Source organism: Actinokineospora globicatena (genome assembly GCF_024171945.1).
Lineage (GTDB): Bacteria > Actinomycetota > Actinomycetes > Mycobacteriales > Pseudonocardiaceae > Actinokineospora > Actinokineospora globicatena.
Map to the genome: position 1 here is coordinate 942,617 of NZ_JAMTCR010000002.1, position 24,810 is coordinate 967,426.

Below are 24,810 nucleotides of genomic sequence, written 5' to 3' on the forward strand. Positions count from 1 at the left end.
GGGCCCACCCTCCCGGGGTCTGAGGTCCCACGTTCGAGCCTAGCGGGATCGGGGGGTTGTCAAGAGGGGCCGCGGAGAGCTGTGGATGGCTCGCGGGGTTGTGGACAACTTCCCGGGACCTGCTGGCGCGGGGTCTACCTGTGCTCGACTGCGGACTGCTGGGAGAGGGCCGGGTGGCTGGACGACTTGCTCTCGCCGACGCTCTTGCCGAAGAAGAAGGCGCCGGTCGCGATGCCGAGGACGATGATGATCGCGACGATCACCAGCAGCACCGTCCGGCCGCGGCCCGGCTTGGTGTCGGTGGCGAACACGTCGCTGTTCTGCGGCCACGACGAGTTGCCCAGGTCGGGCACCTCCTCGCCGACCCACCACGGCGGGGCGCTCTCCACCGGTCGCTGCGGCTGGTTCCAGCCCGGCGGCACGACCGGGTGCTGGGGCTGCTGCGGTACCTGCGGCTGGGGCGGGAAGTTCGTGGTGACCGTGCGCATCTCGCTGCTGGACACGACCTGGGTGCGGTCCGCCTGCGGCTGGGCCTGCTGCGCCTGCTGCTCGGGGTTGCGCACGACCTGGGTGCGGTCGGCCTGCGCCTCGGCCGGGCGCACCGTCTGCACGGTCTGCGTCCGCTCGCCGACCGGGATGCCGGGCGGGCGCGGGGTGTCGGCGGTGATCGCCGGGATGATGTTGGTCGCCTCGACCGCCGGGGTGTCGTCCTTCCACTTGAAGGCGGGCGGGAAGGGACCGTCGGCGGGCTTGTCCTGCGTGGTCGGCTGCGGCGGCACCGGGACTGGGGTGGAGATCGGCTCGGCGGCGGGCGGCGTCGGCGTGGGCGCCGGGGGCAGCGGGAGCTGGGTGATCGGCTCGGCGACCGGGGGCGCGGGGGCGGGGGTCGGGGCGGGCTGCAGCGGCAGGCCGGTGTCGCCGCTCGCGGCCTTGGCCAGCACGGCGTCCCGCCGGACGCGGTAGTCATCAGAGGACAGGCGTCCCGCGGCCAAGTCGGCGTCCAGCTGCCTTAACTCTTCTTGCCAGGTCATCGCCGAGCTCCTCCACCGTGTGGTCGTACCCTACCCAATGTGACTCCGTGAGTTCAGCGGGCAGGCAGCGCCAACAGCGTGCGTGCTAAGACAGAGTCGAAGTAGGCCCGGAACGACACATCGTCGTCCTTCGAGGTGGCCGTGACCAGCACAGTCCAGGTCCCTGAGCGGTAAACGGCGCGGTAGAGCTGTGTGCCACCGTTGCCCGTACGCACTATCTGCACGCCCTCCGGCGCGGTGTCACTTGCCCACCCCGTGGCGGCGGCGTAAGCCAGGATGTCCTTGGCTCGATCGGGGCCGCTGCCGTTGTCGAGAACGTTGACAGTCAGTGCGCGGGGACCGTCCGTAGAGGCTGCGTTCACGAGCCCGGAACTGCCGGCGTTGGGGACCTCTGGGCCATAGAGGCCAAGTTGAGGACCGACGGAGACAGGTAAGACCGACGGCTGGGATCTCACTGTGCCGGGGAGTTTCGGTAAGCCCTTGGCGAGCTCGTCCGCGCGGTTGGCGGTCGGAGGAGGAGGGGCGGCTACCGGCGCCGGTTCGGAGTCACCGCTCGTGAACCACCACACAGACGCACCAACCACCGCGGCGGCGATCACCCCGAGAGCGACCCGGCTGAACCGGCCCGCGGGCTCGATGAACAACGCCTCGCCGTCGACGAACCGCCCCCGGTCACCCTGGTCGAGCGCCCGCGGCGGGGACAGCTCACGGCGCGGGAGGAACGCCGACGACGGGATCGGCACGCGCCTGGTCGTCCCGGACGCCTCGGCCAGCGCCTCGTCCCGCAACCGCCGGTGCTCGGCGGCGTCGATCTCCCCGGACGCCAGCAGGTCGTCGAGGTCGCGAAGGGTGTCCTGCCACTGCATGCGTTGGTCTTCCGCTCGCGGTCAGCTCGGTCCTGTCCCACCCGCACGGGTTGCCGTGGGTCTCTACAGTGGTGTCATGACGCTGTTCAGGCGGGACAAGACTCGTATTGTCGCAGCCGACCAGGCCCTGCCGGGTCGCCAGGAGCCGATGGTGGTCCCGACGGCGCACACGGTGTACCCCGACCGGCGGATCGTCCCGCCGTTCCCCGAGGGTATCCGCACCGCTGTGTTCGCCATGGGCTGCTTCTGGGGTCCCGAACGGGTCTTCTGGGCGGTCCCCGGCGTGTACTCCACCGCCGTGGGTTACGTCGGCGGCCACACCCCGAACCCGACGTACGAAGAGGTGTGCTCCGGCCTGACCGGCCACACCGAGGCCGTCCTGGTCGCCTTCGACCCCGCGAAGATCACCTACACCGACCTGCTCAAGATCTTCTGGGAGGGCCACGACCCCACCCAGGGCCTGCGCCAGGGCAACGACCTCGGCAGCCAGTACCGCTCCGCGCTGTACTACGCCGACGACGAGCAGAAGACCGCCGTCGAAACCTCCCTAGCCGCCTACCAGGACGTCCTCACCCGCGCAGGCTACGGCCAGATCACCACCGAAGTAGCCCCCCTGGGCGACTTCTACTACGCCGAGGACTACCACCAGCAGTACCTCAGCCCCCAGAAGAACCCCAACGGCTACTGCGGCATGGGCGGCACCGGCGTCTCCTGCCCCATCGGCCTCGGCGTCCGCAAGGGCTAGTCGGTCACCTCGGGCGCGCCATCCCTCCGAGATCGCTGGGATGGCGCGCACAGTCACCTACCAGCGATTGCCACTGCGTGTGTAGATACGATCACGCAGTGAAGTCCCAAGCTCTACAGACTTGGCGAGGCGCTCGCTCAGCCAGGTTGGACAACCTTTTCGCTGCTCACGCGCAGGTCAGTGGTGCGACTCCCGGCCGCAAGTGGGATACCGACGAGCTGAACCACGCGATCCTCCTACGGCTGGCGGCCGAGTTCCAGGGATTCGCCCGGGACCTGCACGACGAGTGCGTCGACGCCGTGGTCCGGGCGCTCGGCCTGACCAACAGCAGGCTCGAGGACATCATCGGCATCGTGAACCTGCGCGCCAACCGGAAACTGGACTCGGGCAATGCCAGTCCCGGTGGACTCGGAACCGACTTCGCCCGGCTGGGAATGGCGTTGTGGGCGGATCTCAAGGGCCGTTACCCCAGCCGGGCCACGAAGTGGAACAGGAAGTTGGAGTTGCTCAACACAGCGCGCAACGGGATCGCGCACGACGACGAGACGAAGTTGCAGAAGATGCGCTCCGAGGGCTGGCCGATGACGCTGCCCACCGCCCGATCGTGGCGAAGCGCGCTGGACGCCCTGGCAGACGGCATGGACACTGTGTGCAAGACGCACCTCAAGACGCTGTTGGGAAACGCACCTTGGTGACGGGAGGGTGGCTCGTGGTCGACAACATCGAGGTTGGCAGCCGGGTGACGGTGCCCTTCGGGCTGCACGACGTCGAGGGAGTTGTCGTGCGAATCCGGGAGACCGGGCTTGGTGTTCGAGTAACCGTCGAACTGGTCATCGAGGGTGCGGACGAACACCTGGTGACCACCTACCCGCGCGAGGCGATCACGGCGGTGTCTGCTGCTTGATCGGCGCGGGGGTTGATCGCGCTCGTATGTTGAGGGGTGTGTTCACCACTCGGCCGGAGCTTGTTGGCACCCTGGGAATGGTTGGTTCGACGCACTGGGTGGCGTCGGGGGTGGGGATGGCGGTGTTGGAGGACGGGGGGAACGCCTTTGATGCCGCGGTGGCTGCTGGGTTTGTGTTGCAGGTGGTGGAGCCGCACCTGAACGGGCCGGGCGGGGAGGTTCCGGCGGTGTTCGTGACGGCGGGTGACCCGACGCCGCGGGTGTTGTGCGGGCAGGGGGTGGCGCCTGCGGGGGCGACGGTGGGGCACTACCAGGGCCTGGGGTTGGAGCTGGTCCCGGGAAGCGGGTTGCTGTCGGCGACGGTCCCGGGGGCGTGGGACGGGTGGCTGACCTTGCTGCGGGACCACGGGACCAGGCGCCTGCGGGATGTGCTCAAGTACGCGATCGGGTACGCCAGGGACGGGTTCCCGTTGCTGGACCGGGTGCCCGCCGTGGTCGACACCGTGCGGGAGTTGTTCACCGAGCACTGGCCGACATCGGGGGCGTTGTGGTTCGGGGCCAAGGGGAGCCGGTTCGCGAATCCGGGGTTGGCGGACACCTGGGAGCGGCTGCTCGGCGAAGCCAAGGGCGCGACGCGGGAGGCCGAGATCGACGCGGCCAGGCGGGCGTGGTCACAAGGGTTCGTCGCCGAGGCGGTGGATTCGTTCTGCCGCAAGGCCTTCCGGGACGACTCCGGGCGGGACCACGCCGGAGTGCTGACCGGGCAGGACATGGCGAACTGGGAGGCCTCCTACGAGCTGGCCACCACCGCCGACTTCGGGCCGTGGACGCTGGCCAAGTGCGGCGCATGGACCCAGGGGCCCGTTCTGCTGCAACAACTCCGACTCCTGGAGAACGCCGAACTCTCCTATGTGGACGGAATCCCGACCGCGGACACCGTGCACCGAGCGCTGGAGGCGACCAAGCTCGCCTTCGCCGACCGCGAAGCCTGGTACGGAGACACAGAAGTCCCGGTCGACACCCTCATCTCCCGCGAGTACACCGCCGAGCGGGCCAAGCTCATCGGCGACACCGCGTCCTTCGAGCTGCGCCCCGGCTCCCCCGACGGCCGCACCCCGCGACTCCCCCACTACCCCGCCGCCCCGACCGCCACCTCAGGCGCGATCGGCGAGCCCACCGTGCGCCCGGACGGGTCCACCAAGGGCGACACCGTGCACATCGACGTCGTCGACCGATGGGGCAACATGATCTCCGCGACCCCGTCCGGCGGCTGGCTCCAGTCCTCGCCCACCATCCCCGACCTGGGCTTCTGCCTCGGCAGCCGGGCGCAGATGTTCTGGCTCGAGGACGGCCTGCCCAACACCCTGGCCCCCGGCAAGCGGCCCCGGATCACCCTCACCCCGAGCCTCGCCCTGCACGAGGGCAGCCCCCGCCTGGCGTTCGGCACCCCCGGCGGCGATGGCCAGGACCAGTGGCAGCTGTGCTTCTGGCTGGCCCACACCGTCGGCGGCCTCAACCTCCAGGCGGCCATCGACGCCCCCGCGTGGCACTCCAACGCCGTGCCGAGCTCGTTCTACCCGCGCGACTTCGTCCCCGGCGAGGCGCACGTCGAGTCCCGTCTCGGCCAGGCCACGCTCGACGAACTCCGGGCCAGGGGACACAACCTGGTCGACGTCGGCCCATGGACCCTAGGTCGCCTGTCCGCAGTCTCCCGCGAGCCCGACGGCCTCTTACGCGCCGCAGCCAACCCGCGCGGTATGCAGGGGTACGCCGTTGGGCGCTAGAGCAGCGCGGCCAACTTGGTGACGGTGTTGAAGTTGCGGGCGGTCACCGCGACGCCCCACTTCTTCTCTACGACCGGGACCACCAGCGGCGAGTTGCTGATGCCGTCCGGACACCACTGGTAGATCACCCTGTCACCGACGCGCACGCGTTCCGGGTCGATCGTGACCGGGTCGAACTCCGGCGCGTCCGGCACCGACGACACGAACGCGGCCACCATCTTCGACCCGTCGTCGGCCTCCGGGAACGGCGACGCCGCGAGCACCGCCCGCAGCTCGTCGCCGGTACGCACCAGGCAGCGCGTCTTCAGCCCGATCTCGGCGAGCAACGCCTCCTCCACGGCCCGCTCGACGACCTCGGCCGACGCGTCGGTGCTCAACACCGCATTGCCGCTCTGCAACAACGTGCGCACGTCCGCGTACCCGAGCCCGGTCAGCACCGCGCGCAGGTCCGCCATCGGGAGCTTCGCGCGCCCGCCGACGTTCACCCCGCGCAGCAGCGCCGCGTAGGCCGTCATCGCGCGGCGAGGCCGAAGGTGACGCCGGTCAGCTCCTCGCTGGTGTCCCACAGCCGCTTCGCGAGTTCCCGGTCGCGGGCCGCCTCCAGCGGCTGGACCACCGTCGGGTAGCCCTTCTGCTCCTTGCGACCGTCCGGCCCGATCAGCTGCCCGCCGTCGACGTCCTGCGACACCGCGGCGTAGAGCTGCGGCAGCGCGCCCATCTCGGCGTCCTGCGCGGCGAGCCGGTTGGACACCTTCATGGCCAGCTTCATGATCCCGGTCGGCCCGGCCGACTGCAGGTTCGTCGCCGCGTAGCCGGGGTGGGCGAGCGCGCTGGTGATCGGCACCCCGTTCTGCCGCAGCCGCCGGTGCAGCTCGAGGCCGAACACGACGTTGGCCAGCTTGGACTGCGAGTAGTAGCCGGTGCGGGAGTACTTGTGCTCGCCGTGCAGGTCGTCGAAGTGGATGCGGCCGCGCCGGTGCAGGAACGAGGTGACGGTGACCACGCGCGGGTCGGCGCCCTGCGACAGCACGTCGAGCAGGCGGGCGGTGAGCGCGAAGTGGCCGAGGTGGTTCACGGCGAACTGCAGCTCGTAGCCCTGGGCGCTGGTGGTGCGCGGCGGCATCATCACGCCCGCGTTGTTGACCAGGACGTCGACCTCGCGGATCCCGGCGGCGAACACCTCGACGCTGTCGAGGTCGGCCAGGTCCAGCACCCTGGTCTCGACGGTGGCGTCCGGGTGCTCGGCGCGGATCCGCTCGACCGCCTCGGCGCCCTTCTCCGGGTCGCGGGCGGCGAGGACGACCTGGGCGCCCTTGGCGGCCAGTGCGCGGCAGGTCTCGAAGCCGAGGCCGCTGTTGCCGCCGGTGACGATGAAGGTCCGGCCGTCCAACGCGGGGATGTCGGCGGCGGTCCAACCGGGGGAGGTGGTGCCCCCCGGCTCATCCTCTGGTGTCGTGCTCATGGGGACAGCCTGCCTTACCCGGGTCACCCACACAGGGAGCGGTCCACGTTACATCCGATGTCTGGCTCACACGCGCCGTCCCGCCCTATCGTCAGCGGTGTGGAGCTCCGTCACCTGGGTGAGTCCGGACTGGTGGTCAGCGCCGTCGGTCTCGGCTGCAACAACCTGGGCCGACCCGGCACGGCCGCTGAGTCGCTGGCGGGTTCCCGCGAGCTCGTCTCCGCCGCGCTCGACGCCGGGGTGACGCTGTTCGACGTGGCCGACGTGTACGGGGCACCGCGCGGGCGCAGCGAGGAACTGCTGGGCCAGGCCCTGATCGGGCGGCGGGAGCAGGCCGTCGTGGCGACCAAGTTCGGTCTGGACATGCAGGGCGTCAACGGCCCGGACTTCGGCGCCCGGGGGTCGCGCCGGTACGTGCGACGAGCTGCGGAGACGTCGCTGCGCAGGCTCGGCACCGACTGGATCGACCTCTACCAGCTGCACCGGCCGGACCCGGGCACGCCCATCGAGGAGACCCTGTCCGCGCTCGACGACCTGGTCCGCGACGGGCTCGTCCGGTACGCGGGGATCTGCAACGTCCCGGCCTGGCAGCTGGCGGACGTGTGCTGGACGGCGCGCACCGAGCAGGTCGGACCCGTGGTGTCGGCGCAGACGCACTACTCGCTGCTCGAGCGCGGCGCCGAGCAGGAGTTCATCCCGGCGTGCGCGCGGTTCACGGTGAGCCTGCTGCCGTACTTCCCGCTGGCCAACGGCCTGCTGACCGGCAAGTACGCGCGCGGCGAGACCCCGCCGGACGGCAGCAGGCTCGCCGGACGGCAGCGATTATTGGCCGACGCGCCGTGGGACCGGATCGAGAAGCTGCGCGCCTTCGCCGACGAACGCGGCATCGCCATGGCCACCCTCGCCATCGGCTGGCTCGCCGCGCAGCGCACCGTCGGCTCGGTGATCGCGGGCGCCACCACCCCCGAACAGGTGACCGCCAACGCGGCGGCGGTGAGCTGGCGGCCCAGCGCGGACGACCTGGCCGCCATCGACGGCATCTGCCGCGTGCGCCACAGTGCGGTGGGGCCGCAGCTGAACGGGCGTTAACCTCAGCCGCGGAGCACACCGGCGAGAGGAACGCACAATGCAGATCGACGGAGCCGCGGCCATCGTCACCGGAGGCGCGTCCGGCCTCGGCGGCGCCACCGCCCAAGCCCTCGCCGCGGCGGGCGCCACGGTGTACGCGATCGATCTGCCCGGCGCCGACGGACCTGCCGTCGACGGTGTCACCTACCTGTCGGCCGACGTGACCGACCCGGCGCAGGTGAGCGCGGCCGTCGAGCAGGCCGCCGCAGGACCCGCGCCGCTGCGGATCCTGGTGAACTGCGCGGGCATCGGCCCATCGGCGCGGATCCTGTCCAAGCGCGGACCGCACGACCTGGACCTGTTCCGGAAGGTCATCGAGGTCAACCTGATCGGGACGTTCAACGTGGTCACGCTCGCCTCGGCCGAGATCGCGAAGACCGCGCCGGTGGACGCCGCCGGGCAGCGGGGCATCGTGATCAACACAGCGTCGATCGCGGCGTTCGACGGCCAGATCGGCCAGGCGGCCTACGCGTCGTCCAAGGGCGGCGTGGTCGGCCTGACCCTGCCTGCGGCGCGGGACCTCGCCAGCTCGGGGATCCGCGTGGTCACGATCGCGCCGGGGATCATCGACACCCCGATGCTGGCGACGGTCAGTGAGGAGTTCCGGGCCGCCCTGGCCGAGGGTGTCCCCTTCCCGAAGCGCCTGGGGCAGCCTGCTGATTACGCAGGGCTGGCATTGTCGATCATCGCGCAGGATTACCTGAACGGCGAGGTCGTGCGCCTCGACGGCTCACTGCGGATGGCTCCCCGGTAGCTGCTGGCTGGCTTTCGCGGCCTTGGCGGGCGACTTTCGGCCGCACCCTCCGCGGTAACCCGAATGGGCTGGGTCTCCGCCACGGATTCCCAGCGTCCCGCCCATTTCCGCTTCCCGAATGTTCACTCTCGCTGGTGACAGAAGTTATCCACATGTGGATCTCTGCGCACCCTTTTCAAGATCGACTGTCGGTGCGCCCCGGTAGACTGGCCCAGGGACGCCCCCCGGAGAGGGTGGGGGCCGGGCACTCGCTTTTCGCGCGCGCGAGGCGGTCGTGGTGGGGGTCCCCGGCAGCTTCGTGACGTTGTTCCCGGCGGCCTGGTGGGGTCCACGGCGGACTAGTCGATCATCCCCGAACAGCTCGGCGAAAGTCCCTACTGGACTTGGCTAGGCCCCGAGGGGTGACGAGAAGGGGCACCGAAACCCGTCCGGGGGTGGAGGGTTTCGGTGCGGGGGGCTAGTGGCCCCGGGCGATCCACTCGTCGAGGTGGGGGGACTCGGTGGCGATGGTGGTGGAGGGGCCGTGGCCGGTGTGGACGGTTGTGGTGGGGGGTAGGGGAAGGAGGCGGGTGGTGATCGAGTCGATGATCGTGGGGAAGTCGCTGAAGGAGCGGCCGGTGGCGCCGGGGCCGCCTGCGAACAGGGTGTCGCCGGTGAAGACGGCGTCCAACTGGGGGGCGTAGGCGCTGATGCAGCCGGGGGCGTGGCCCGGGGTGTGCAGGATCTGCAGGAAGACGCCGCCCGCCTCGAACTGCTGGCCGTCGTGGAGGGGTTCGAAGTCGGTGTCGGGGTAGGTCATCCGCCACAGGGGTTCGTCGGCGGGGTGCAGGTGGATGGCGGCGCCGGTGGCGGTGGCGAGGTCGGCGGCGGCGTTGACGTGGTCGTCGTGGGCGTGGGTGCAGATGATGGCCAGCACCCGGCGACCGGCGACGGCGGCGAGGATCTTGTCCGGGTCGTGAGCGGCGTCGATGACCACCACCTCGTCGTCGTCGCCGACCAGCCAGACGTTGTTGTCCACGTCCCAGGTGCCGCCGTCCAGGCTGAACGTCCCCGAGGTCACCACGTGGTCGACGCGGGCGGTCATCAGAGCACCACCACCGAGCGCAGCACGTCGCCGTGGTGCATGCGGGTGAACGCTTCCTCGACCTGGTCGAGACCGATCTTCTCGGTGACGAACGCGTCCAGGTCGAGCCTGCCCTGCTGGTACAGGTCCACCAGGTACGGGAAGTCGCGCGAGGGCAGGCAGTCGCCGTACCAGCTGGACTTCAGGGCGCCGCCGCGGGAGAAGAAGTCGATCAGCGGCATCTCGATGCGCATGTCCGGGGTCGGCACGCCGACCAGCACCACGGTCCCGGCCAGGTCGCGCGCGTAGAACGCCTGCTTCCAGGTCTCCGGCCGACCGACCGCGTCGATCACCACGTCCGCGCCGAACCCGCCGGTCAGCGCGCGGATCTCCTCGACCGCGTCGCCCGAGCCCGCGTTGACGGTGTGCGTGGCGCCGATCCCCTTGGCCCAGGCCAACTTCCGGTCGTCGACGTCCACGCCGATGATCGTCGTCGCGCCCGCCAGCTTGGCGCCCGCGATCGCCGCGTCACCCACGCCGCCGCACCCGATCACCGCGACGGTGTCGCCGCGGCCGACCCCACCGGTGTTCACCGCCGCACCGATCCCGGCCATCACACCGCAGCCGAGCAGCCCCACCGCGGCGGGCGACGCCGTCGGGTCGACCTTCGTGCACTGTCCACTATGGACCAGTGTTTTCTCGACGAACGCACCGATCCCCAGCGCGGGCGACAGCGCGGTGCCGTCCTCCAAGGTCATCGGCTGGGCCGCGTTGTGGGTGTTGAAGCAGTACCACGGCTTGCCCTTGAGGCACGCCCGACAGGTCCCGCACACCGCGCGCCAGTTGAGGATCACGAAGTCCCCCGGCGCCACGTCGGTCACGCCCTCGCCGACGGACTCCACGACCCCGGCCGCCTCGTGGCCGAGCAGGAACGGGAACTCGTCGTTGATGCCACCCTCGCGGTAGTGCAGGTCGGTGTGGCAGACCCCGCAGGTCTGCACCTCGACCACGGCCTCACCGGGCCCCGGATCGGGCACCACGATCGTCTCGACGCTGACCGGCTGACCCTTGCCTCGGGCGACGACACCCCGGACCTGCTGCGGCATGCACTGCTCCCTCGTCCACTCGCTTATGCGCACCACCGTATGCGAGGTGCCCAGCGGGTGCGAGTGATCAGATGTCGCCGACGTACGGGATCTCGTGCACCGCGGGGGAGGTCATCCACGCGCGCAGCGCCGCGGTCGCCCGCACGTCGTCCTCGTTGTACTCCAGCAGCCGCTTGCGCTGGGGCAACTCGGGCTCGCCGCCGTCGAGGCCGACCGCGTCGCGGTACCAGCGCATGGAGTTCTCGCCGCCCGCCTCCGGGTCGCGCCACTTGAACCCGGCGACCGGGGCGATCGTCTTGAGGCCCTTGCCGTGCGAGCACAGGAAGTACTCGCGGACGCTGCCGAACAGGTCGAACCACTGGTCGGACTCGATGAAGGAGATGATCTCGCGCCTGCGCGGCACCCCGGGGAACGCGGCGAACCGCTTGGCCGAGGACAGCAGCCAGCGGTTCTCGGCGAGCTCGTTGTAGCAGTACGCCCGGAAGCTGAGCCCGCGCTCGGCGGCCGCGGCGCGGACCTCGGTGAGCCACGCCCAGAACTCGGCGAACGAGCGGGCCTCGTCCTCGGTCGGCAGCGGGTCCCAGCTGACGAACGCCCGGTACCCGCGCGGTACCCCGATGTCGGCGCCCGAGAGCAGCACGCCCCACATGTACGCGCCCGCGTCGCCGAAGCTCTCCATGTCCACGTCGACCTCGACGTCGGCGCGCGGCACGTCGATGACCTCGCTGCGCCGCACGACGGTCAGGTCCGCCAGCCAGGCGCGGGCCAGCCCCACCGCGTCCGCGACCGGCATGCCGACCAGCGGGACGTCGGTGTCGTGCGGGTCGATCTGGGCGAGCGCGTCGACCGAGGTCACCCCGGCGGCGCGCAGCATCCCGGCGTCCTCACCGCGCACGACCAGGCTGACGTCGCGGGTGGCCAGCAGTTCGGCCTCGCACACCGGCCACCACGGGCAGCTGCGGCACTCGACGATGCGCGACGGCTCGGCCAGCGCGGGCTCACCGGTGGCCGCGGCGGTGGCGACGGCGATGCGGTCGGCGAAGCGGGTGTCGTACTCCGCGAGCGCGGTCCGCCCACCAGGCCAGGTCGGCGCCTCCAGGTCGTGCCAGATGACCGCGTCGCCGTCGAGGCCGATGACCCCGGCGAACGCGGTCCGCTCGTCGGCGAACCCGGCGGCCTGCAACTGGCGGCGGGTGTGCGCCAGGCGCATCTGGTCGCGCGGCTGCGGGCGGACCTTGCGGCCCTTGTCCGGGGTGCCGCCGACGTCGGTCAGCTCGTCGAGCGGCGAGGTGCGCGCGCCGGTGCCGGGGTCGGTGACCTTGTGCCGGACGATCAGCACCGGCACGTACCCGCCCGCGGTGCGGATCAGCAGGTCCATGCTCCCCCGCCGACCGGCGAGCGGGTCCCTGGGCAGCATCGCGCCCCAGATGAAGTCGCGGCCCTCGGTGAGCGCGGCGAGCGTCGCGGCCTCGCGGTCGGCGGAGCGCACGTCCGGGCCGGTCGGGACCTCGTACCAGCGCTCGCCGAACCGGGCGGCCAGCTGGTCGGCGACGGCCCGCCGGTGCGCGGTGGCGTCGGCCATGCGCAGCTCGGAGGTCGGGTCGGGGGCGCCGCGGGGCGCGTCGCGCATCGCCGGGTCGTGCTCCAGGTGCACACGACGCCTGCAGCGGCTCACCACGCCGGCGTCGAGGAGCACCGTAGTAGTCACACTGCGCAGCTTAGTTGCGCGAGCGGACGATCCAGGTACCGCCCGATCAGCAGGTCGGCGTGCCCGCGCCGAGCACGGCAAGTAGGTTCAGGGCATGGCGCGCAAGAAGGCGGTCGACCTGCCCCGGTTCACGCCGAGCAAGGCGAAGAACGCGATCGCGGTGGCGAAGGTGATCGCGCCCGCCGTGCTGCCGGTGGTCACCCCTTATCTGGTGCGGTCGGCCGCGGTCGTGCGCGACAGCTGGGACCGCCGCAAGGCCCGCAAGCTGGGCGTCTCGGTGGACGACCTCGGCCACTACTCGGGTCGTGGCGGCGCGCTGCACGCCAGGATCGCCGGTGCCGCGAACGCCGTCGCCGAGCTGCGCACCAAGTCCGACGCCTCGGCCGACGACCGCGCCTTCGCCGACGAGGCCGAGCAGCGGTTGCGCCAGCTCGCGGCCGCCGTCCGGGCCGCGGAGCGGATGCCGACCGCGCGCAGGCGGGCCGCGCACCGGGCTGTGGGCACCGAGTTGGCCCGGCTCGAGGACAAGGTGCTGACCGCGCTGGGCGTCTGACCACCCGGACTGTGGTCGAGACCTCTGGACCCCACGCTTACCCTGTTGTTTTGTGCCCCCCGGTCGAGTGAGCCCACCGCGCGCCCCGCGTGCGGTCCGTGGCGTGCTCCTGGCCGGGTCGAGCACGGCGCTCGCGATCTCCGCGCACGGCATGGCAGGCGGCGGAGTACCCGACACCGCGGTGACCTTGGCGTTGACGGCCCTGGTCGCCTGGGTGGGCACGGCGCTGGCCGACCGCCGCGGTGGTCTCCTCGCGACGCTGGCCCTGCTCGGGATCAGCCAGGTCTGCCTGCACGTGCTGCTCACCGACATCGCGGTCCCGCATGACGGGCACGTGCACGCCCCGGTCGTCCCCACCGGTCTGATGCTGGCCACGCACGTGGTGGCGACGCTGGTCAACGGCGTCCTGCTCACCGTGGCGGGCGCCGCGCTCAACGCCATCGCCAGCGCGGTCACCGGCATCGTGCGGGCGCTGGTGGTCAGCCTCGCGCCGAGCACTCCCCTGCCGAGCGCCCCGGTCGCCGCCACCGTCGGCCACCTGCTCGCGGTCGTCTTACGCGTCGTCTGCGGACGCCGCGGTCCCCCGGTCCTCTCCTGAAAGTCCCCGCACCCCCTCACGAGTCGCTCAAGACTCGACCTCACTTCAGGAGATACATCGCCATGTCGACTTACCGTTTCGCCGCGCGCGCGGGTGTCGTGCTCGCCGTCGCCGGTTCCGCTGTCCTGCTCGCGCCCGGCCTCGCCTCGGCACACGTGACCGCCAAGGTCATCGGTGAGCCCGCCGTCCAGGGCGGCTACACCAAGATCACCTTCCGGGTGCCCAACGAGGACGCCACCGCGGGCACCGTCAAGCTCGAGGTCAAGTTCCCGCAGGACGCGCCGATCACCTCGCTGCGCACCAAGCCGCAGCCCGGCTGGACCGCCGCGATCACCAAGGCCAAGCTGGACAAGCCGATCACCTCGCACGGCACCGAGATCACCGAGGCGATCAGCACGATCACCTGGACGGCCACCGCGGGCACCCGGATCGGGCCGGGCGAGTTCGCCGAGTTCGAGGTCTCCGGCGGCGCGCTGCCCCAGACCGACCAGCTCGTCATCCCCGCCATCCAGACCTACGACAGCGGCAAGGTCGTCTCGTGGGACGCCCCGCCGCCCGCCGAGGGCGCCGAGGAGCCGGAGCACCCGGCGCCGGTCATCAAGCTGACCAAGGCGGCCGAGGGTGGCGACGACCACGCCGCCGCCGCGGCCCCCGCGTCCACTTCGGACACCAAGTCCGGGCACGCGGAAGCCGCTGCCGCCAGTGGTTCGGACAACACCGCGCGCTGGCTCGGTGGCGCCGGTCTCGCCGTCGGCGCGCTCGGCCTCGGGCTCGGCGCCGGTGCGACGCTGCGCGCGCGCAAGGCGGTCGCCGCCGCGAAGGCGGGGCAGTAGCCGATGCGCGCACTTGGCCGTGGCCTCGCGGCACTCGCGGTCGCCGCAGTCGCCACGATCAGCCTGGCCGGACCCGCGTTGGCGCACAACCAACTCGTGTCGAGCACCCCTGGCGACAAGGCGTCGGTCAGCACCGGCCCGAGCACGGTCGAGCTGACCTTCGACCAGCCGGTGCAGGCGGGCGAGAACCTCAACACGATCGTCGTGGTCGGACCGGACGGCCAGGGCCAGTGGCAGAGCGGCAAAGCGGTGGTGAAGAGCAACGTCGTGTCCGTCGCGATGCGACCGCTCGGGCCAGCCGGTGACTACCGCGTCGGCTACCGGATCCTGTCCGCCGACGGCCACTCGGTCTCCGGCGAGGTCAAGTTCACGCTGACCGCGGCGGGCACCGGGACACCGGCACCCGCCGACGAGGTCGCCGCGAGTTCCGGCCCGGCCGCGTCCGGTGCGGACGAGGGCGGCGTCCCGGTCTGGGTGTGGATCGCGGGCGCGGTCGTGCTCCTGGGCGCAGGCGTGTTCTTCGCGCTGCGGGTCGGGGGCGGTCAGACGTGACCACCACCCGGACCACCACCTACCCGGGGATCGCGGCTGTCCTCGTGGTGTCCGCGATCGTCGGCGTCCTCGTCGGCCTCGCGGTCACCGCGGCGGAACCGGTCCCCGGGTTGCCGGAACCGGCGGTGGTGGTCCGGGTGGGTCTCCCGGTCGTGCGGGTGCTGCTGGACATGGCGGCGGTGACGACGGTCGGGCTCTGCCTGCTGCCGCTGCTGATCGGCTTCGACCGGCCGAAGCTGGCCGAGCCGGTGCTCGTGGGCGCGCGCCGGGTCGCCATGCTCAGCGCGCTGGTGTGGGCGGTCGCCGCGCTGGTCGCCCTGGTGCTGCAGACCGCGGAACTGCGACCGGGCAAGGACGTGTCCGCGGCGGCGGTGTGGGACTACGTCGGCACCGTCGGCGCGGGCAAGGCGCTGCTGTTCGTCGCCGCGTTCGCGCTGCTCAGCTTCGCGCTGTCGCTCTGGTCGGTGCGCGTCGGCGAGTCGGTGCCCGCCGAACTGCGCGCCGCGGTGTCGCTGTTCGCGCTGCTGCCGCTCCCGGTCACCGGGCACGCCACCAACTGGCGGTGGCACGACCTGACCATGATCTCGATGGAACTGCACGTCATGTCGGCGGCGGCGTGGACCGGCGGGCTCGGCGCGGTGGTCGTGCTGCTCGCCGCGAACCGGACCCTCCTGGCGCACGCGCTGCCGCGCTTCTCCAAGCTCGCGACGATCTGCCTGGTCGTCGTCGCGCTGACCGGGGTGTTCAACGGCGCGGTCGAGCTCGCGGTCAACCCGCACACGCCGCTGTTCGAGGCGCTGGTCAGCACCCGCTACGGCGTGCTGGTGCTGCTCAAACTCGGCTGCCTGGTCGCGCTGGCCGCGCTGGGCGCCAAGATCCGCTGGCGGCTGCTGCCCGCCATCACCGCGCACCGGGGCACCGCGCTGGTCGCGTGGGCCGGGGTGGAACTGGCGATCATGGGACTGGCCTTCGGCTTCGCCGTCGTGCTCACCCGCGCCCCCGTGTCCTGACCTGGGGATCCGCTCGGCTATCCCCAGAACCCCCGAGTAATCCACACCGAGTTGTCCACAGTTGTGGATGGATTGGGGTGGGTTATCCACAGGCAGGCCGGGCGTTCGTCGCCCGTTCGGGCCGTTCAGCGCCGAGCTGACGATCAAGAGCAACCGGATGACCGACCCGAGGTGGGCCGAACGGAGGAACGCCGAGTGGTCAGTCCCGCTCGGTGAGGTGCGCGGCCGCGGGGTGCGGGGACCGCAGGTGCGAGAGCCGCGCGGTGGCGATCCGGCCCCGGTTCTCCAGCTCGCGGTAGGAGATCCAGCCCCGCGCGTACGCGCGGTAGGCCTGGGCGAGGGTGACCAGCTCGGCGAGGTGGTCGGCGGAGCGGCGGCGGGCGTCCTCCGGCAGCCGGGCCACGCAGGCCAGCTGACTGTTCACCGCCTGGTCGAGAGCACGGGCGGAAGCCAGGGCGCGTCGCCGGTACCGGAACATGAGCACCTCGCGTGGAGCCGACACGGATAGTGACCAGGTGCGGTATCCGTGCACTTCATCCGGCCCGCTGACCCTGTCGTCGTTCACAATGCGCAGTCCGTTACCCACCGGGATACCGCCATCCGGTCGTAAGGGCTCGCTAGCGGTAACGCGCCCACCGCGCCGAGGTATCGCCGGTGCGGAAGTCCCGCAGCCGTCTCAGCAGCTCAGGACGCACCTCGGGACTGCTGTTCATGATCGGCAGGACGCTGGTGATGAGCTTGAGCTCGCGTACTTCGCGAAGTACCGAAAAACCACTCCACAGAGTGACGTCGAAGCCGTAGCCCTCGACCAGTTCCCGGTACCGCGCGGCGGGCTCGCCGAACCGGCTGACCCCCACGGCGAGCGGCGTCAGGTCCCACTCGGGCGGCCCGAGGCAGCTGGAGTCGAAATCGCACAGGACCGGCCCGGCCGGGGTCGGGATGAGGTTGCCCAGGTGGGCGTCGCCGTGCACCAGACCCCTGGGCAGCGGGAAGCTGAGCGCCCGCAGCCGGTCGTCGACCTCGTCGACCCTGGCCCGCAGGAACGCCAGGTCGCCGTCGCCGAGCCCCTCCGCCTCGCCCAACCGCCTGCGCACGTCGTCGAGCGGGTCCCACTCCGGCAGCGCCGGCAGTTCCGGGAGCGCGTGGACCACCCGCAGCAGCCGGGCGAGGTCACCGGCTCGGGGCCGGACCGCGTGCTCGGGGACGGCGTCCCAGACCGTGGCGGCGTAGTCGCCGACGCAGACCGGCTGCTGGATCCCGGGCGTCAACCGGACCGCGGGCACGTCGTTGTCGGCGAACCACTCGGCGACCCGGACCACCTTGTGCACCCGGTGCCGCAGCGCGACCGAGCCGACGATGCGGACCACCACCGGGGCGTCGGCCAGCCAGTACACGGCGTTGTTGGTGAAGCGCAGCAGCCGCGCCCCGGTCGGGTCGACCCCGACCCGCGAGCACACGGCCGCCAACGCGGTGGCCAGGTTCTCCCTGGTGAACAACCCCTCGGTGGCCATCGGTCCCCACAGCCCTGATGACCCCCGGCACGCCGGTCAGGCCACGCTGAGATTGATGATCTGCTCGGCAAGATCACGCGCGTCGGCGTTGTTGCGCCGCTTGCTCGCCTCGTTGAGCAGCGGCTTGAGCCGGTCCTTGACCCGGGTCGACTTCAGCGACTCGGCCAGGTCCACCGCGGCCCTGCCGACCTTGGCACCGTGGTCGATGTCGCCCTCGAGCATGTGGTTGGTGGCCAGCGCGCTGAGGTTGAAGGCCCGGCTGCGGGCGTAGTCGTCGCCGTAGGAGTCGATGGCCTTGGTCAGCGCCGGGATGGCGAACTTGGTGTGCGTCGGGTCGGTGGTCTGCGCCAACACCGTGTGCACGGTGCCGATCATGGCGTAGACGTCGGTCTCGTTGAAGAAGCGGACCCAGTCCTCGGCCTTGGCGTGGTCGGCGCGGGCGAACTCGTCGCGGGTCCTGCCGATCAGCTTCATGGTCTGGTCCTTGTGCCCCATCAGCGCGTAGGCCCAGGCCTGGTTGGCGCAGATCACCGCCACCGCGAGCTCGGAACCGGACTCCTGCGCGGCGATCTGGCCGAGCTGGAACATCTTCAGCGCGTCGTCCGGCGACTCCTTGTGCAGGTAGACCCGGCCCATCCGGTACAGGATGTTGGCCACCAGCGGCTCGCTCTTGCCCGCCTTCGCCAGCTCCAGCGCCTTGCCGAAGTGGTTGCGGGCCGAGTCGGTCAGGCCGATGTCGAACGAGGTCCACCCGGCCAGGTTGTGCAGGTCGGCCAGGGCCACGTGCAGCCGCTGCTTGACGTGCTCGGGCCCGGAGGCGCCGAGCATCTGCTGACCCCAGGACAGCTGCGCGACCACGGCGTCGCGGCAGAAGCCGCCGCCGTACTGGTAGTCCAGCGAGCGCAGCGCTCTGGTCGCCGCCTCCACCTGGCGCACGTCGGTCATGCCGATCCGACCGGGCGCGGGGGTCTGGACGGGGTTGGCGACCCACGACCCGGAGTTGTTGCCCAGCACGTTCGCGCCCACCGTGACGGCGGCCGCGTGTGCCAGGAACTCCCGACGCTTCACCTCTTCGCTCTCCTCAGGCTGCGCGGCCTCACGTGTCACCGCCACCCGGACCGCGGTGACCTCGTCGTAAGCGAGACCCATGTATCCCCTAGGGACACCCAGTCCGTCGGCGATCCTGGCGAGCACGTCGTAGGCCATCACCTGACGACCCTTGAGGATCTCCGACACCTCGGACTGCGACTGGCCGGTCATCGCGGCGATCTGGCGCTGCGACACGCCAGTGCGGCGGAGCAACCGGTAGACGGAACTGACCTCCCGCGCGGCGAGCGCGGCCCGCATCTCCGCCTCCTCCCAGGTGTCCGAAGAAATGGGAGAACTCGGTGATCCGATGGAGTTCATTCCGCCCCTCTCACGCTCCGCCGGGCGTCAACCGCAGAGTAAGCGCACTTCACAGGCGGCGAGAAGGGCCGTTCGCCGAACCTGATCGGCCCGACCGAACTCCCCCGACCGCTCACCGTGAAACGAGCACCGATCGGCGCTGTGACGCTCCAATCCCGTTCCGCACGCATCAATGTAGTTCGTTGTAAGCGTACGAGCACGGAGGGAAACCGGGAACGTGGAACTGCTCAGGTCGGCTCCGAGCCCGCTGGTGGCACCGCAGCCGAGGCGGGCGGAGCACCACGTCGACGGTCCCGCCGACGGCCGCCGCGACTTCCGCGGCGTGCTGCACGGCTCGGTCGGTGAGCGCAGGGTCTGGCGCATCGCGTGCGGTGACGTGATCAACCGCGACCGGTGCCTGACCGTGCTGGTGGAGAAGAACAAGGTGGTCCTGGTCGGGCCACCCGGTGAGACGGCGGTGCTCTCCAGTGGCCAACTCGGCCAACTGCGCGACGCCCTCCGCGAAGCCGCCGAGCAGGCGGAAAGGTAACGGTGACGTTGAGGTGGACGAGATACTCGGCCAGGTCCTGCGCAGCGCCGTCTGGGAGCGGCTGGACATGCTCACCGAACTGGCGAAGCGGGCCGACGCCCCGTCGCTGCTGTCCGTCGCCCGCTCCGAGCTGCCGCGGCTGACCGAGGGCTGGCGGTCGATGCTGACCGCGCACGAGCCCGACGCCAAGGGCAACTGCCCGACCTGCTCGAGCCGGTGGCGCCAGCAGAAGGCGCCCTGCTCGGTCTGGCGGGCCGCCTACGAACACCTCGTCGCCGGGGGCCTGGCGCCCCAGCACACCGCGCGCCCCAAGGCCGACGGCGGCACCCGCAAGTCGCGCCGCCTCACCGCGAGCGCGCGCTAGGCAGGCGGTCTGGGTTCCGCCGTTCCCCCGGACGCCGCGGAGCCCAGACCGTCGATCCCGGGCGGCCCGACCGCCCCCGCGCACTCCGCGGACCGGTGCTGATGTGCTTTCTCGCGTCCCCGACCGGCACCGGTCCGCGGCTCCAACCGGGTACTACTGAGCAGTAGTACCGAAACTCGCCGCCAGAAGTGGCGACGAGGCCATTTCGTGCGTCTCCCTCAGTCGTTGGACGGGCAAGATGAACGTCTGCGATCCAGGAGGAGACGCTGTGGCCAGCCCTACCCCACTCCGCCGCCAGCCAGTGCAGCAGCGCAGCGCCAAGCGCGTGCAACGGATGCTCGAGGCCTGTGCGGAGCTGGTCGACGAACTCGGCTACGACGGGGTGACCACCACTCTGATCGCCGAACGCGCAGGTGTGGCGGTCGGTTCGCTCTACCAGTTCTTCCCGGACAAGCGGGCGGTCGTGCAGGCGCTGACCCAGCGCAACCTGGACCACTTCATGACCGAGATCGGCCGCAGGCTCGACGAGGCGCACCTCGAGCACTGGTGGGACGGCGCCGACCTGATCTTCGACAGCTACGTGCGGATGTACCGCGAGGTACCGGGGTTCAGCCGGATCCGGTTCGGCGACGTGGTCGACCTGCGGCTGATCGACGGCGAGCGGGACAACAACACGGTGATCGCGGAGAACCTGGCCTCGTTCCTCGCCGACCGCTTCGCCATCCCGTTCGAGGACATCCGGTTGCCGGTGGCGGTCGCCAACGAGATCGCCGACGGGATACTGAACCTGGCGTTCCGGCGCAAGCTGTTCCCCGAGGCCGCGGTGATCGCCGAGGCCAAGATGGTGGTGCGCAGCTACCTGTCCGGTCAGATGAAGGCGGTCGGGCAGGACAGCTAGCCGAAGCTGTGCCCCTCACCGCGGTAGGTGGGGAGCGTCTGGACCACGCGCTCCCCGTCGACCAGGTGGTACTCGGCGAACCGCTCGGCGAGTTCACCCGCCTTGGCGTGGCGGAACCAGACCCGATCCCCTATGCGGAGCTGGTCGGCCCCGGGTCCCGTGACCGGGGTCTGCACCTCCCCCGCCCCCTCCATCGTCAACAGGCGTAGTCCTTCCGGCAGGTGCGGCACCGGCAGCCGGTCCCGGTTGGCCGGTCCGGACGCCAGGTAGCCACCGCCGAGCAGGGTGGCGATACCCGGCGCCGGGCGGCGGACGACCGGTACCGCGAAGAGGACAGCGGGGCGCGGGGTGAACCGGGTGTAGTGGTCGAAGAGGCCGGGCCCGATCAACCCCGAGCCCGCGGCGATCTCGGTCACCGAGGTGTCGCGCTTGGTCGACTCGATGCTCCCGGTGCCGCCGCCGTTGACGAACTCCAAGCGCCGCACCGCGTTCACCGCGGCGACAGCCGCCTCCCGCCGCGACGCCAACTCCCGCGCGGACCCCCGCTGCACCCAGCGCAACGCGGTGCCCAGCAGCGGCTTGCCCGACGGCGCGTCGCCCATCCCGGCGATCTGGCCCTCGTACCCCATGAGCCCGACCAGCCGGAACCCCGGCCGCGCCTCGACGGCGGCGGCCAACTCGGCGGCTTGGCGCGGGGTGAACACCGGCGAGCGGCGCGCCCCGATGTGGACCTTGTCACTGCCCAGCACCGGCCGCCACGACACGTCGAGCTCCAGACACAGCCGGATCTCCGGGTGGTCGGCGCCGAGCGCGGCATCGATGAGGTCGAGGTGGTCGACGGAGTCGACGGTCAACGAGATCCGCGCGCGGGCGTCGGCATTGGCGGCGAGCGCGCGCAGCGCCGAGTGGTCGACGGTGGGGTAGGCCAGCAGGATGTCGGTGTCCGCGAGGTCGGTGCCCGCCCAGACCCGGGTCAGCCACAGCGCCTCCGGCAGCGCGTAGCTCATCACCCCGGCGAACCCGGGGCGGCGCAGCACACGTTCGAGCAGATAGCGGCAACGCACGGATTTGCTGGCGACTCTGATCGGGTGGCCACCGGCGCGGCGGACGAGGTCGTCGGCGTTGTGGTCGAACGCGGCCAGGTCGACCACCGCGACCGGGGGGTCGAGGTGCTTGGTCGCGGTGTCGAGGCGGTCCCGTGTGGTGCGCACAGGACAACCGTACGGCATCCGGCCTTGAAATGTGAAGTCGTTTCACTTAACGTTCCGACAAGGGAGGTGCGATGGCACAGGACACCCCGCTGGCCTGGCGCAACTGGGCGGGCACCGAGTCGGCCACGGCCGCGGAGATCCACTCACCGGCCGACGTCGCCGGGATCAGCGCGGCGATCACCTCCGCCGCCGAGCGCGGGTCGACCGTGCGGGCGCGGGGCAGCGGCCACTCGTTCACCGCCGTCGGCGCCGCCCACGGCGTGGCGATCGACCTCTCGAACTGGACCGGCGTGGTCGCCGTCGACGGTGCCGACGTCACCGTCCGGTCCGGCACAACGCTGGCGGCGCTCAACACCGAACTCGACCGGCGCGGTCGCGCGTTGGCCAACCTCGGCGACATCGACGCGCAGACCATCTCGGGCGCGATCTCCACCGGTACGCACGGCACCGGCGCCCGGCTCGGCGGGATCGCGACGCAGGTCAGCGCCCTGGAACTGGTGCTGGCGGACGGGACCGCGGTCCGGTGCTCGGCGACCGAGCGCCCAGACCTGTTCGCGGCGGCCAGGATCGGGCTCGGCGCACTCGGTGTGATCACCATGGTCACGCTGCGCACCGAGCCCGCGTTCGTGCTGGCAGCCGCTGAGCAGCCGGAGCCGCTGGACCAGGTGCTGGAGCGGCTCGACGAGAACTGCGCGGACAACGACCACTTCGAGTTCTACTGGTTCCCATACGGGCGGAAAGCGCTGACGAAGCGCAACAACCGCCTACCGGTCGGCGCTCGCCCACGACCGCTCAGCCCGGCCCGCCGGTTCTTCGAGTACGAGATCATGGAAAACGGCGCCTTCGGCGCTTTGTGCAAGATCGGCCGGTTCGCACCGCAATTGGTTAGACCACTGAACAAGTTGTCGGCGTCAGTGCTATCTCCGCGCTCTTACAGCGATGTGTCGCACAAGGTTTTCGTGACGAGCAGACGAGTGCGGTTCGTCGAGTCGGAGTACGCGATCCCCCGCGAGGCACTTGCGGAGGTGCTCGCCGAACTCCGCGCCCGCGTCCCCCAGTTGGCCGAACCGGTGATGTTCCCCGTCGAGGTGCGGGTGGCCGCGCGCGACGACATCTGGCTGTCGACCGCGTACGACCGGGACTCGGCGTACATCGCCATCCACCAGTACCGGGGCATGCCGTACCGCGCGTACTTCGCCCTCTTCGAGTCGATCGTCGACTCCGTCGGCGGACGACCGCACTGGGGCAAGATGCACACGCTTGACGCCGAGAAACTGCGTGGCCGCTACCCGAGGTTCGACGACTTCGCACGGATCCGGTCTGAAGTGGATCCCGGTGGCCTGTTCCGAAACCCTTACACAGACAGGGTTCTCGGCCCGATCAGCTGACCGCCGCGACGGCCTGGGCGACGGGCACGTCACCGCCGACGAGTTCCAACGTCAAGCGCGCGGTCGCGGGTTCGTCGAGCAACGCCACCACCACGGCGGCAACGTCGGCGCGGCTCACCACGCCGGGGGAGACGGATTCGGCGAGCGACACCCGACCGGTGGGCGGGTCGTCACTGAGCCTGCCGGGGCGCAAGATCGTCCAGTCGAGATCGCGGTCGCGCAGGTCCCGCTCGGCGGCGTCTTTCGCGGCCAGGTAAGCGGAGAAGACCTCGTCGTCGGACGCGCGACCCAGTCCCATAGCGCTGATCTGCAGGTAGCGCCGCACTTCCGCCACCTGCGTCGCCTCGGCGGTCAGCACCGCGGCGGCCCGGTCGACGGTGTCCTTGCGCGGGATCCCACTGCCCGGACCGGCTCCCGCCGCGAAGACGACGGCATCAGCACCCGCCAGCACCGCGGCGACCTGCTCGGCCGTCGCGGTCTCCAGGTCGAGCACGACACCGTCGCCACCGCGGTCGCGGATGTCGTTGACGTGCTCGGGATTGCGGACGATGCCGATCACCGTGTCGCCCCGGTCGGCGGCGAGCCCGGTGAGGTGCAGCGCGATCTTGCCGTGGCCACCCGCGATCACCAGTCGCATGCGGCCGACCCTACAGCGATCAGCTCGTGGCCGCCGCGCCGTCGAGGATCTGGTCGTACGCCAGCTCGCTGACCCAGCGGTACAGGGCGTCGACCTCGGGGAAGGCGCGGTCCTGGCGGCCGGGCAGGTCCAGCTCGACCTTCGCGTCCGGCTCCGCGCTGACGATCGCGACACCGTAGGCGCGGGAGCGGGGCAGGCAGTTGGCCAGGTAGTCGTGGGTCAGGACGGCGGAGGTGGGCAGCACCATCGCCGTGTCGCCGTAGCGCAGGAAGGGCACCGCGTTGGCCAGGCCGGTCCGCCAGTGCCTGGCGACCGCGATGGCGCCGACGATGCGGACCGCGGGCTCGGGCACCCGGCCGTGCAGCTCCGGCCACGCCCAAGTGGACACGCTGGCCCGGTCGGTCACCGGCTCCTGACCCAGGCAGATCCGCTCGGCGTGCACATCGGCCTTGAGGTCGACGACCAGGCACACGCGGCGGCCGTGCAGCGTCATCTCCGGCAGCACGGTCCCGTCCCAGCCGAGCGCGGCGGCGGCGGCGACCGCGAGCTCGTGCACCCCGGCGGGCAGCTCCACCGGCGGCGTCAGCTGCGCGGGCAGTGCCTTCAGGCTCTCGGTTACCGCAGTGCGCCCAGGAATGCCGGTCACGAACTTCCGCCCTTCGCTGCCACCCCGAGGCCTGCCCGCTGCCGAGCTGACGAGGTGTTCGAATCGGTACTTCAATTGAGTACCAGTTGGGCACGGACGTTTAAGACCCCAGAACCGCCCTC

28 protein-coding genes are annotated in these 24,810 nt (G+C 71.2%); 15 read left to right on the forward strand and 13 right to left on the reverse strand.

What is annotated here, in order from left to right:
• Positions 1 to 134 precede the first annotated feature (134 nt).
• A complete protein-coding gene (locus LV79_RS04480) occupies positions 135 to 1,031 on the reverse strand; it encodes a hypothetical protein (protein WP_253836057.1) in 897 nt (298 codons plus the stop codon).
• 53 nt (positions 1,032 to 1,084) lie between these two features.
• Positions 1,085 to 1,897: a hypothetical protein gene (locus LV79_RS04485; protein ID WP_253832321.1), complete on the reverse strand. Its 813-nt coding sequence runs from the start codon at positions 1,895 to 1,897 to the stop codon at positions 1,085 to 1,087.
• 76 nt (positions 1,898 to 1,973) lie between these two features.
• Between LV79_RS04485 and msrA the strand changes: the two genes are divergently transcribed.
• The 4 genes from msrA (at position 1,974) to LV79_RS04505 (ending at position 5,330) form a co-directional block, all read left to right on the forward strand.
• A complete protein-coding gene (gene msrA, locus LV79_RS04490) occupies positions 1,974 to 2,642 on the forward strand; it encodes a peptide-methionine (S)-S-oxide reductase MsrA (RefSeq protein ID WP_253832323.1) in 669 nt (222 codons plus the stop codon).
• Between the two features lie 146 nt (positions 2,643 to 2,788).
• Positions 2,789 to 3,337 carry a hypothetical protein gene (locus LV79_RS04495; protein WP_253832325.1) on the forward strand — a complete coding sequence of 183 codons (549 nt, stop codon included), beginning with the start codon at positions 2,789 to 2,791 and terminating at the stop codon, positions 3,335 to 3,337.
• Complete coding sequence (locus tag LV79_RS04500; RefSeq protein ID WP_253832327.1) at positions 3,334 to 3,546, forward strand: hypothetical protein; 213 nt, start codon at positions 3,334 to 3,336, stop codon at positions 3,544 to 3,546. The genes LV79_RS04495 and LV79_RS04500 overlap by 4 nt, the downstream gene beginning before the upstream one ends.
• A gap of 38 nt (positions 3,547 to 3,584) precedes the next feature.
• Positions 3,585 to 5,330, forward strand: coding sequence for a gamma-glutamyltransferase family protein (locus LV79_RS04505; protein ID WP_253832329.1), 1,746 nt, complete (start codon positions 3,585 to 3,587; stop codon positions 5,328 to 5,330).
• On the opposite strand, the gene LV79_RS04510 is transcribed toward LV79_RS04505, so the two are convergent.
• The gene (locus LV79_RS04510; protein WP_253832331.1) at positions 5,327 to 5,845 is read right to left on the reverse strand and encodes a DUF1697 domain-containing protein; all 519 of its coding nucleotides are present in this window, start codon (positions 5,843 to 5,845) and stop codon (positions 5,327 to 5,329) included. The genes LV79_RS04505 and LV79_RS04510 overlap by 4 nt on opposite strands.
• The gene (locus LV79_RS04515; RefSeq protein ID WP_253832333.1) at positions 5,842 to 6,792 is read right to left on the reverse strand and encodes an oxidoreductase; all 951 of its coding nucleotides are present in this window, start codon (positions 6,790 to 6,792) and stop codon (positions 5,842 to 5,844) included. The genes LV79_RS04510 and LV79_RS04515 overlap by 4 nt, the downstream gene beginning before the upstream one ends.
• 99 nt (positions 6,793 to 6,891) lie before the next feature.
• Here LV79_RS04515 and LV79_RS04520 point away from each other — a divergent pair, with 99 nt between their 5' ends.
• Both LV79_RS04520 and LV79_RS04525 read left to right on the forward strand, forming a co-directional pair.
• On the forward strand, positions 6,892 to 7,881 hold the full coding sequence (locus LV79_RS04520) for an aldo/keto reductase (protein ID WP_253832335.1): 990 nt from the start codon (positions 6,892 to 6,894) through the stop codon (positions 7,879 to 7,881).
• A 37-nt stretch (positions 7,882 to 7,918) separates the two neighbouring features.
• Entirely contained in the window at positions 7,919 to 8,674 is a 756-nt protein-coding gene (locus LV79_RS04525; RefSeq protein ID WP_253832337.1) for an SDR family NAD(P)-dependent oxidoreductase, read from the forward strand.
• A gap of 457 nt (positions 8,675 to 9,131) precedes the next feature.
• Here LV79_RS04525 and LV79_RS04530 read toward each other — a convergent pair whose 3' ends face one another.
• The 3 genes from LV79_RS04530 to LV79_RS04540 all read right to left on the reverse strand — a co-directional run bounded on the left by LV79_RS04530 (position 9,132) and on the right by LV79_RS04540 (position 12,551).
• On the reverse strand, positions 9,132 to 9,758 hold the full coding sequence (locus tag LV79_RS04530) for an MBL fold metallo-hydrolase (RefSeq protein WP_253832339.1): 627 nt from the start codon (positions 9,756 to 9,758) through the stop codon (positions 9,132 to 9,134).
• The gene (locus tag LV79_RS04535; protein ID WP_253832341.1) at positions 9,758 to 10,843 is read right to left on the reverse strand and encodes an S-(hydroxymethyl)mycothiol dehydrogenase; all 1,086 of its coding nucleotides are present in this window, start codon (positions 10,841 to 10,843) and stop codon (positions 9,758 to 9,760) included. Before LV79_RS04535 ends, LV79_RS04530 begins: the two co-directional genes overlap by 1 nt.
• A 67-nt stretch (positions 10,844 to 10,910) precedes the next feature.
• On the reverse strand, positions 10,911 to 12,551 hold the full coding sequence (locus tag LV79_RS04540) for a TM0106 family RecB-like putative nuclease (protein ID WP_253832343.1): 1,641 nt from the start codon (positions 12,549 to 12,551) through the stop codon (positions 10,911 to 10,913).
• A 94-nt stretch (positions 12,552 to 12,645) separates the two neighbouring features.
• On the opposite strand from LV79_RS04540, the gene LV79_RS04545 reads away from it, so the two are divergent.
• The 5 genes from LV79_RS04545 (at position 12,646) to LV79_RS04565 (ending at position 16,097) form a co-directional block, all read left to right on the forward strand.
• Positions 12,646 to 13,104: a DUF6474 family protein gene (locus LV79_RS04545; protein ID WP_253832345.1), complete on the forward strand. Its 459-nt coding sequence runs from the start codon at positions 12,646 to 12,648 to the stop codon at positions 13,102 to 13,104.
• 52 nt (positions 13,105 to 13,156) lie between these two features.
• Positions 13,157 to 13,702 (forward strand): hypothetical protein, encoded by a 546-nt coding sequence (locus LV79_RS04550; protein ID WP_253832347.1) that lies wholly within the window; start codon positions 13,157 to 13,159, stop codon positions 13,700 to 13,702.
• Between the two features lie 62 nt (positions 13,703 to 13,764).
• A complete protein-coding gene (locus tag LV79_RS04555) occupies positions 13,765 to 14,535 on the forward strand; it encodes a YcnI family copper-binding membrane protein (protein WP_253832349.1) in 771 nt (256 codons plus the stop codon).
• A 3-nt stretch (positions 14,536 to 14,538) separates the two neighbouring features.
• Entirely contained in the window at positions 14,539 to 15,087 is a 549-nt protein-coding gene (locus tag LV79_RS04560) for a copper resistance CopC family protein (protein WP_253832351.1), read from the forward strand.
• The gene (locus LV79_RS04565; protein WP_253832353.1) at positions 15,084 to 16,097 is read left to right on the forward strand and encodes a CopD family protein; all 1,014 of its coding nucleotides are present in this window, start codon (positions 15,084 to 15,086) and stop codon (positions 16,095 to 16,097) included. Before LV79_RS04560 ends, LV79_RS04565 begins: the two co-directional genes overlap by 4 nt.
• A gap of 199 nt (positions 16,098 to 16,296) precedes the next feature.
• On the opposite strand, the gene LV79_RS04570 is transcribed toward LV79_RS04565, so the two are convergent.
• From LV79_RS04570 to LV79_RS04580, 3 genes are all read right to left on the reverse strand, one after another.
• A complete protein-coding gene (locus LV79_RS04570) occupies positions 16,297 to 16,599 on the reverse strand; it encodes a hypothetical protein (RefSeq protein ID WP_253832355.1) in 303 nt (100 codons plus the stop codon).
• Between the two features lie 115 nt (positions 16,600 to 16,714).
• Entirely contained in the window at positions 16,715 to 17,608 is an 894-nt protein-coding gene (locus tag LV79_RS04575) for a phosphotransferase family protein (RefSeq protein ID WP_253832358.1), read from the reverse strand.
• Positions 17,609 to 17,644: 36 nt separating this feature from the next.
• Positions 17,645 to 19,015: an NsdA family TPR-like regulatory protein gene (locus tag LV79_RS04580; RefSeq protein WP_344759909.1), complete on the reverse strand. Its 1,371-nt coding sequence runs from the start codon at positions 19,013 to 19,015 to the stop codon at positions 17,645 to 17,647.
• Between the two features lie 217 nt (positions 19,016 to 19,232).
• Here LV79_RS04580 and LV79_RS04585 point away from each other — a divergent pair, with 217 nt between their 5' ends.
• The 3 genes from LV79_RS04585 to LV79_RS04595 all read left to right on the forward strand — a co-directional run bounded on the left by LV79_RS04585 (position 19,233) and on the right by LV79_RS04595 (position 20,806).
• The gene (locus tag LV79_RS04585; protein ID WP_253832362.1) at positions 19,233 to 19,544 is read left to right on the forward strand and encodes a hypothetical protein; all 312 of its coding nucleotides are present in this window, start codon (positions 19,233 to 19,235) and stop codon (positions 19,542 to 19,544) included.
• A gap of 13 nt (positions 19,545 to 19,557) precedes the next feature.
• Entirely contained in the window at positions 19,558 to 19,908 is a 351-nt protein-coding gene (locus tag LV79_RS04590; protein WP_253832364.1) for a hypothetical protein, read from the forward strand.
• Between the two features lie 268 nt (positions 19,909 to 20,176).
• Positions 20,177 to 20,806 (forward strand): TetR/AcrR family transcriptional regulator, encoded by a 630-nt coding sequence (locus LV79_RS04595; protein ID WP_253832366.1) that lies wholly within the window; start codon positions 20,177 to 20,179, stop codon positions 20,804 to 20,806.
• On the opposite strand, the gene LV79_RS04600 is transcribed toward LV79_RS04595, so the two are convergent.
• A complete protein-coding gene (locus LV79_RS04600) occupies positions 20,803 to 22,035 on the reverse strand; it encodes an amino acid deaminase/aldolase (protein ID WP_253832368.1) in 1,233 nt (410 codons plus the stop codon). The two genes, LV79_RS04595 and LV79_RS04600, sit on opposite strands and share 4 nt — an antisense overlap.
• Before the next feature lie 53 nt (positions 22,036 to 22,088).
• Between LV79_RS04600 and LV79_RS04605 the strand changes: the two genes are divergently transcribed.
• Positions 22,089 to 23,405, forward strand: coding sequence for a D-arabinono-1,4-lactone oxidase (locus LV79_RS04605; RefSeq protein ID WP_253832370.1), 1,317 nt, complete (start codon positions 22,089 to 22,091; stop codon positions 23,403 to 23,405).
• Here LV79_RS04605 and LV79_RS04610 read toward each other — a convergent pair.
• Both LV79_RS04610 and LV79_RS04615 read right to left on the reverse strand, forming a co-directional pair.
• Positions 23,398 to 24,042 carry an NAD(P)H-binding protein gene (locus LV79_RS04610; protein WP_253832372.1) on the reverse strand — a complete coding sequence of 215 codons (645 nt, stop codon included), beginning with the start codon at positions 24,040 to 24,042 and terminating at the stop codon, positions 23,398 to 23,400. The two genes, LV79_RS04605 and LV79_RS04610, sit on opposite strands and share 8 nt — an antisense overlap.
• 19 nt (positions 24,043 to 24,061) lie before the next feature.
• Positions 24,062 to 24,679: a hypothetical protein gene (locus LV79_RS04615; protein WP_372495324.1), complete on the reverse strand. Its 618-nt coding sequence runs from the start codon at positions 24,677 to 24,679 to the stop codon at positions 24,062 to 24,064.
• Positions 24,680 to 24,810: the final 131 nt, after the last annotated feature.

What these genes read in the sequence shown, in the direction of transcription:
- LV79_RS04610 (WP_253832372.1), bottom strand. Translation starts at nt 24,042, where the DNA reads ATGCGACTGGTGATCGCGGGTGGCCACGGCAAGATCGCGCTGCACCTC.
- msrA (WP_253832323.1), top strand. Translation starts at nt 1,974, where the DNA reads ATGACGCTGTTCAGGCGGGACAAGACTCGTATTGTCGCAGCCGACCAG.
- LV79_RS04530 (WP_253832339.1), bottom strand. Translation starts at nt 9,758, where the DNA reads ATGACCGCCCGCGTCGACCACGTGGTGACCTCGGGGACGTTCAGCCTG.
- LV79_RS04515 (WP_253832333.1), bottom strand. Translation starts at nt 6,792, where the DNA reads ATGAGCACGACACCAGAGGATGAGCCGGGGGGCACCACCTCCCCCGGT.
- LV79_RS04560 (WP_253832351.1), top strand. Translation starts at nt 14,539, where the DNA reads ATGCGCGCACTTGGCCGTGGCCTCGCGGCACTCGCGGTCGCCGCAGTC.
- LV79_RS04480 (WP_253836057.1), bottom strand. Translation starts at nt 1,031, where the DNA reads ATGACCTGGCAAGAAGAGTTAAGGCAGCTGGACGCCGACTTGGCCGCG.
- LV79_RS04525 (WP_253832337.1), top strand. Translation starts at nt 7,919, where the DNA reads ATGCAGATCGACGGAGCCGCGGCCATCGTCACCGGAGGCGCGTCCGGC.
- LV79_RS04545 (WP_253832345.1), top strand. Translation starts at nt 12,646, where the DNA reads ATGGCGCGCAAGAAGGCGGTCGACCTGCCCCGGTTCACGCCGAGCAAG.
- LV79_RS04575 (WP_253832358.1), bottom strand. Translation starts at nt 17,608, where the DNA reads ATGGCCACCGAGGGGTTGTTCACCAGGGAGAACCTGGCCACCGCGTTG.
- LV79_RS04485 (WP_253832321.1), bottom strand. Translation starts at nt 1,897, where the DNA reads ATGCAGTGGCAGGACACCCTTCGCGACCTCGACGACCTGCTGGCGTCC.
- LV79_RS04605 (WP_253832370.1), top strand. Translation starts at nt 22,089, where the DNA reads ATGGCACAGGACACCCCGCTGGCCTGGCGCAACTGGGCGGGCACCGAG.
- LV79_RS04555 (WP_253832349.1), top strand. Translation starts at nt 13,765, where the DNA reads ATGTCGACTTACCGTTTCGCCGCGCGCGCGGGTGTCGTGCTCGCCGTC.
- LV79_RS04510 (WP_253832331.1), bottom strand. Translation starts at nt 5,845, where the DNA reads ATGACGGCCTACGCGGCGCTGCTGCGCGGGGTGAACGTCGGCGGGCGC.
- LV79_RS04535 (WP_253832341.1), bottom strand. Translation starts at nt 10,843, where the DNA reads ATGCCGCAGCAGGTCCGGGGTGTCGTCGCCCGAGGCAAGGGTCAGCCG.
- LV79_RS04600 (WP_253832368.1), bottom strand. Translation starts at nt 22,035, where the DNA reads ATGCCGTACGGTTGTCCTGTGCGCACCACACGGGACCGCCTCGACACC.
- LV79_RS04580 (WP_344759909.1), bottom strand. Translation starts at nt 19,015, where the DNA reads ATGAACTCCATCGGATCACCGAGTTCTCCCATTTCTTCGGACACCTGG.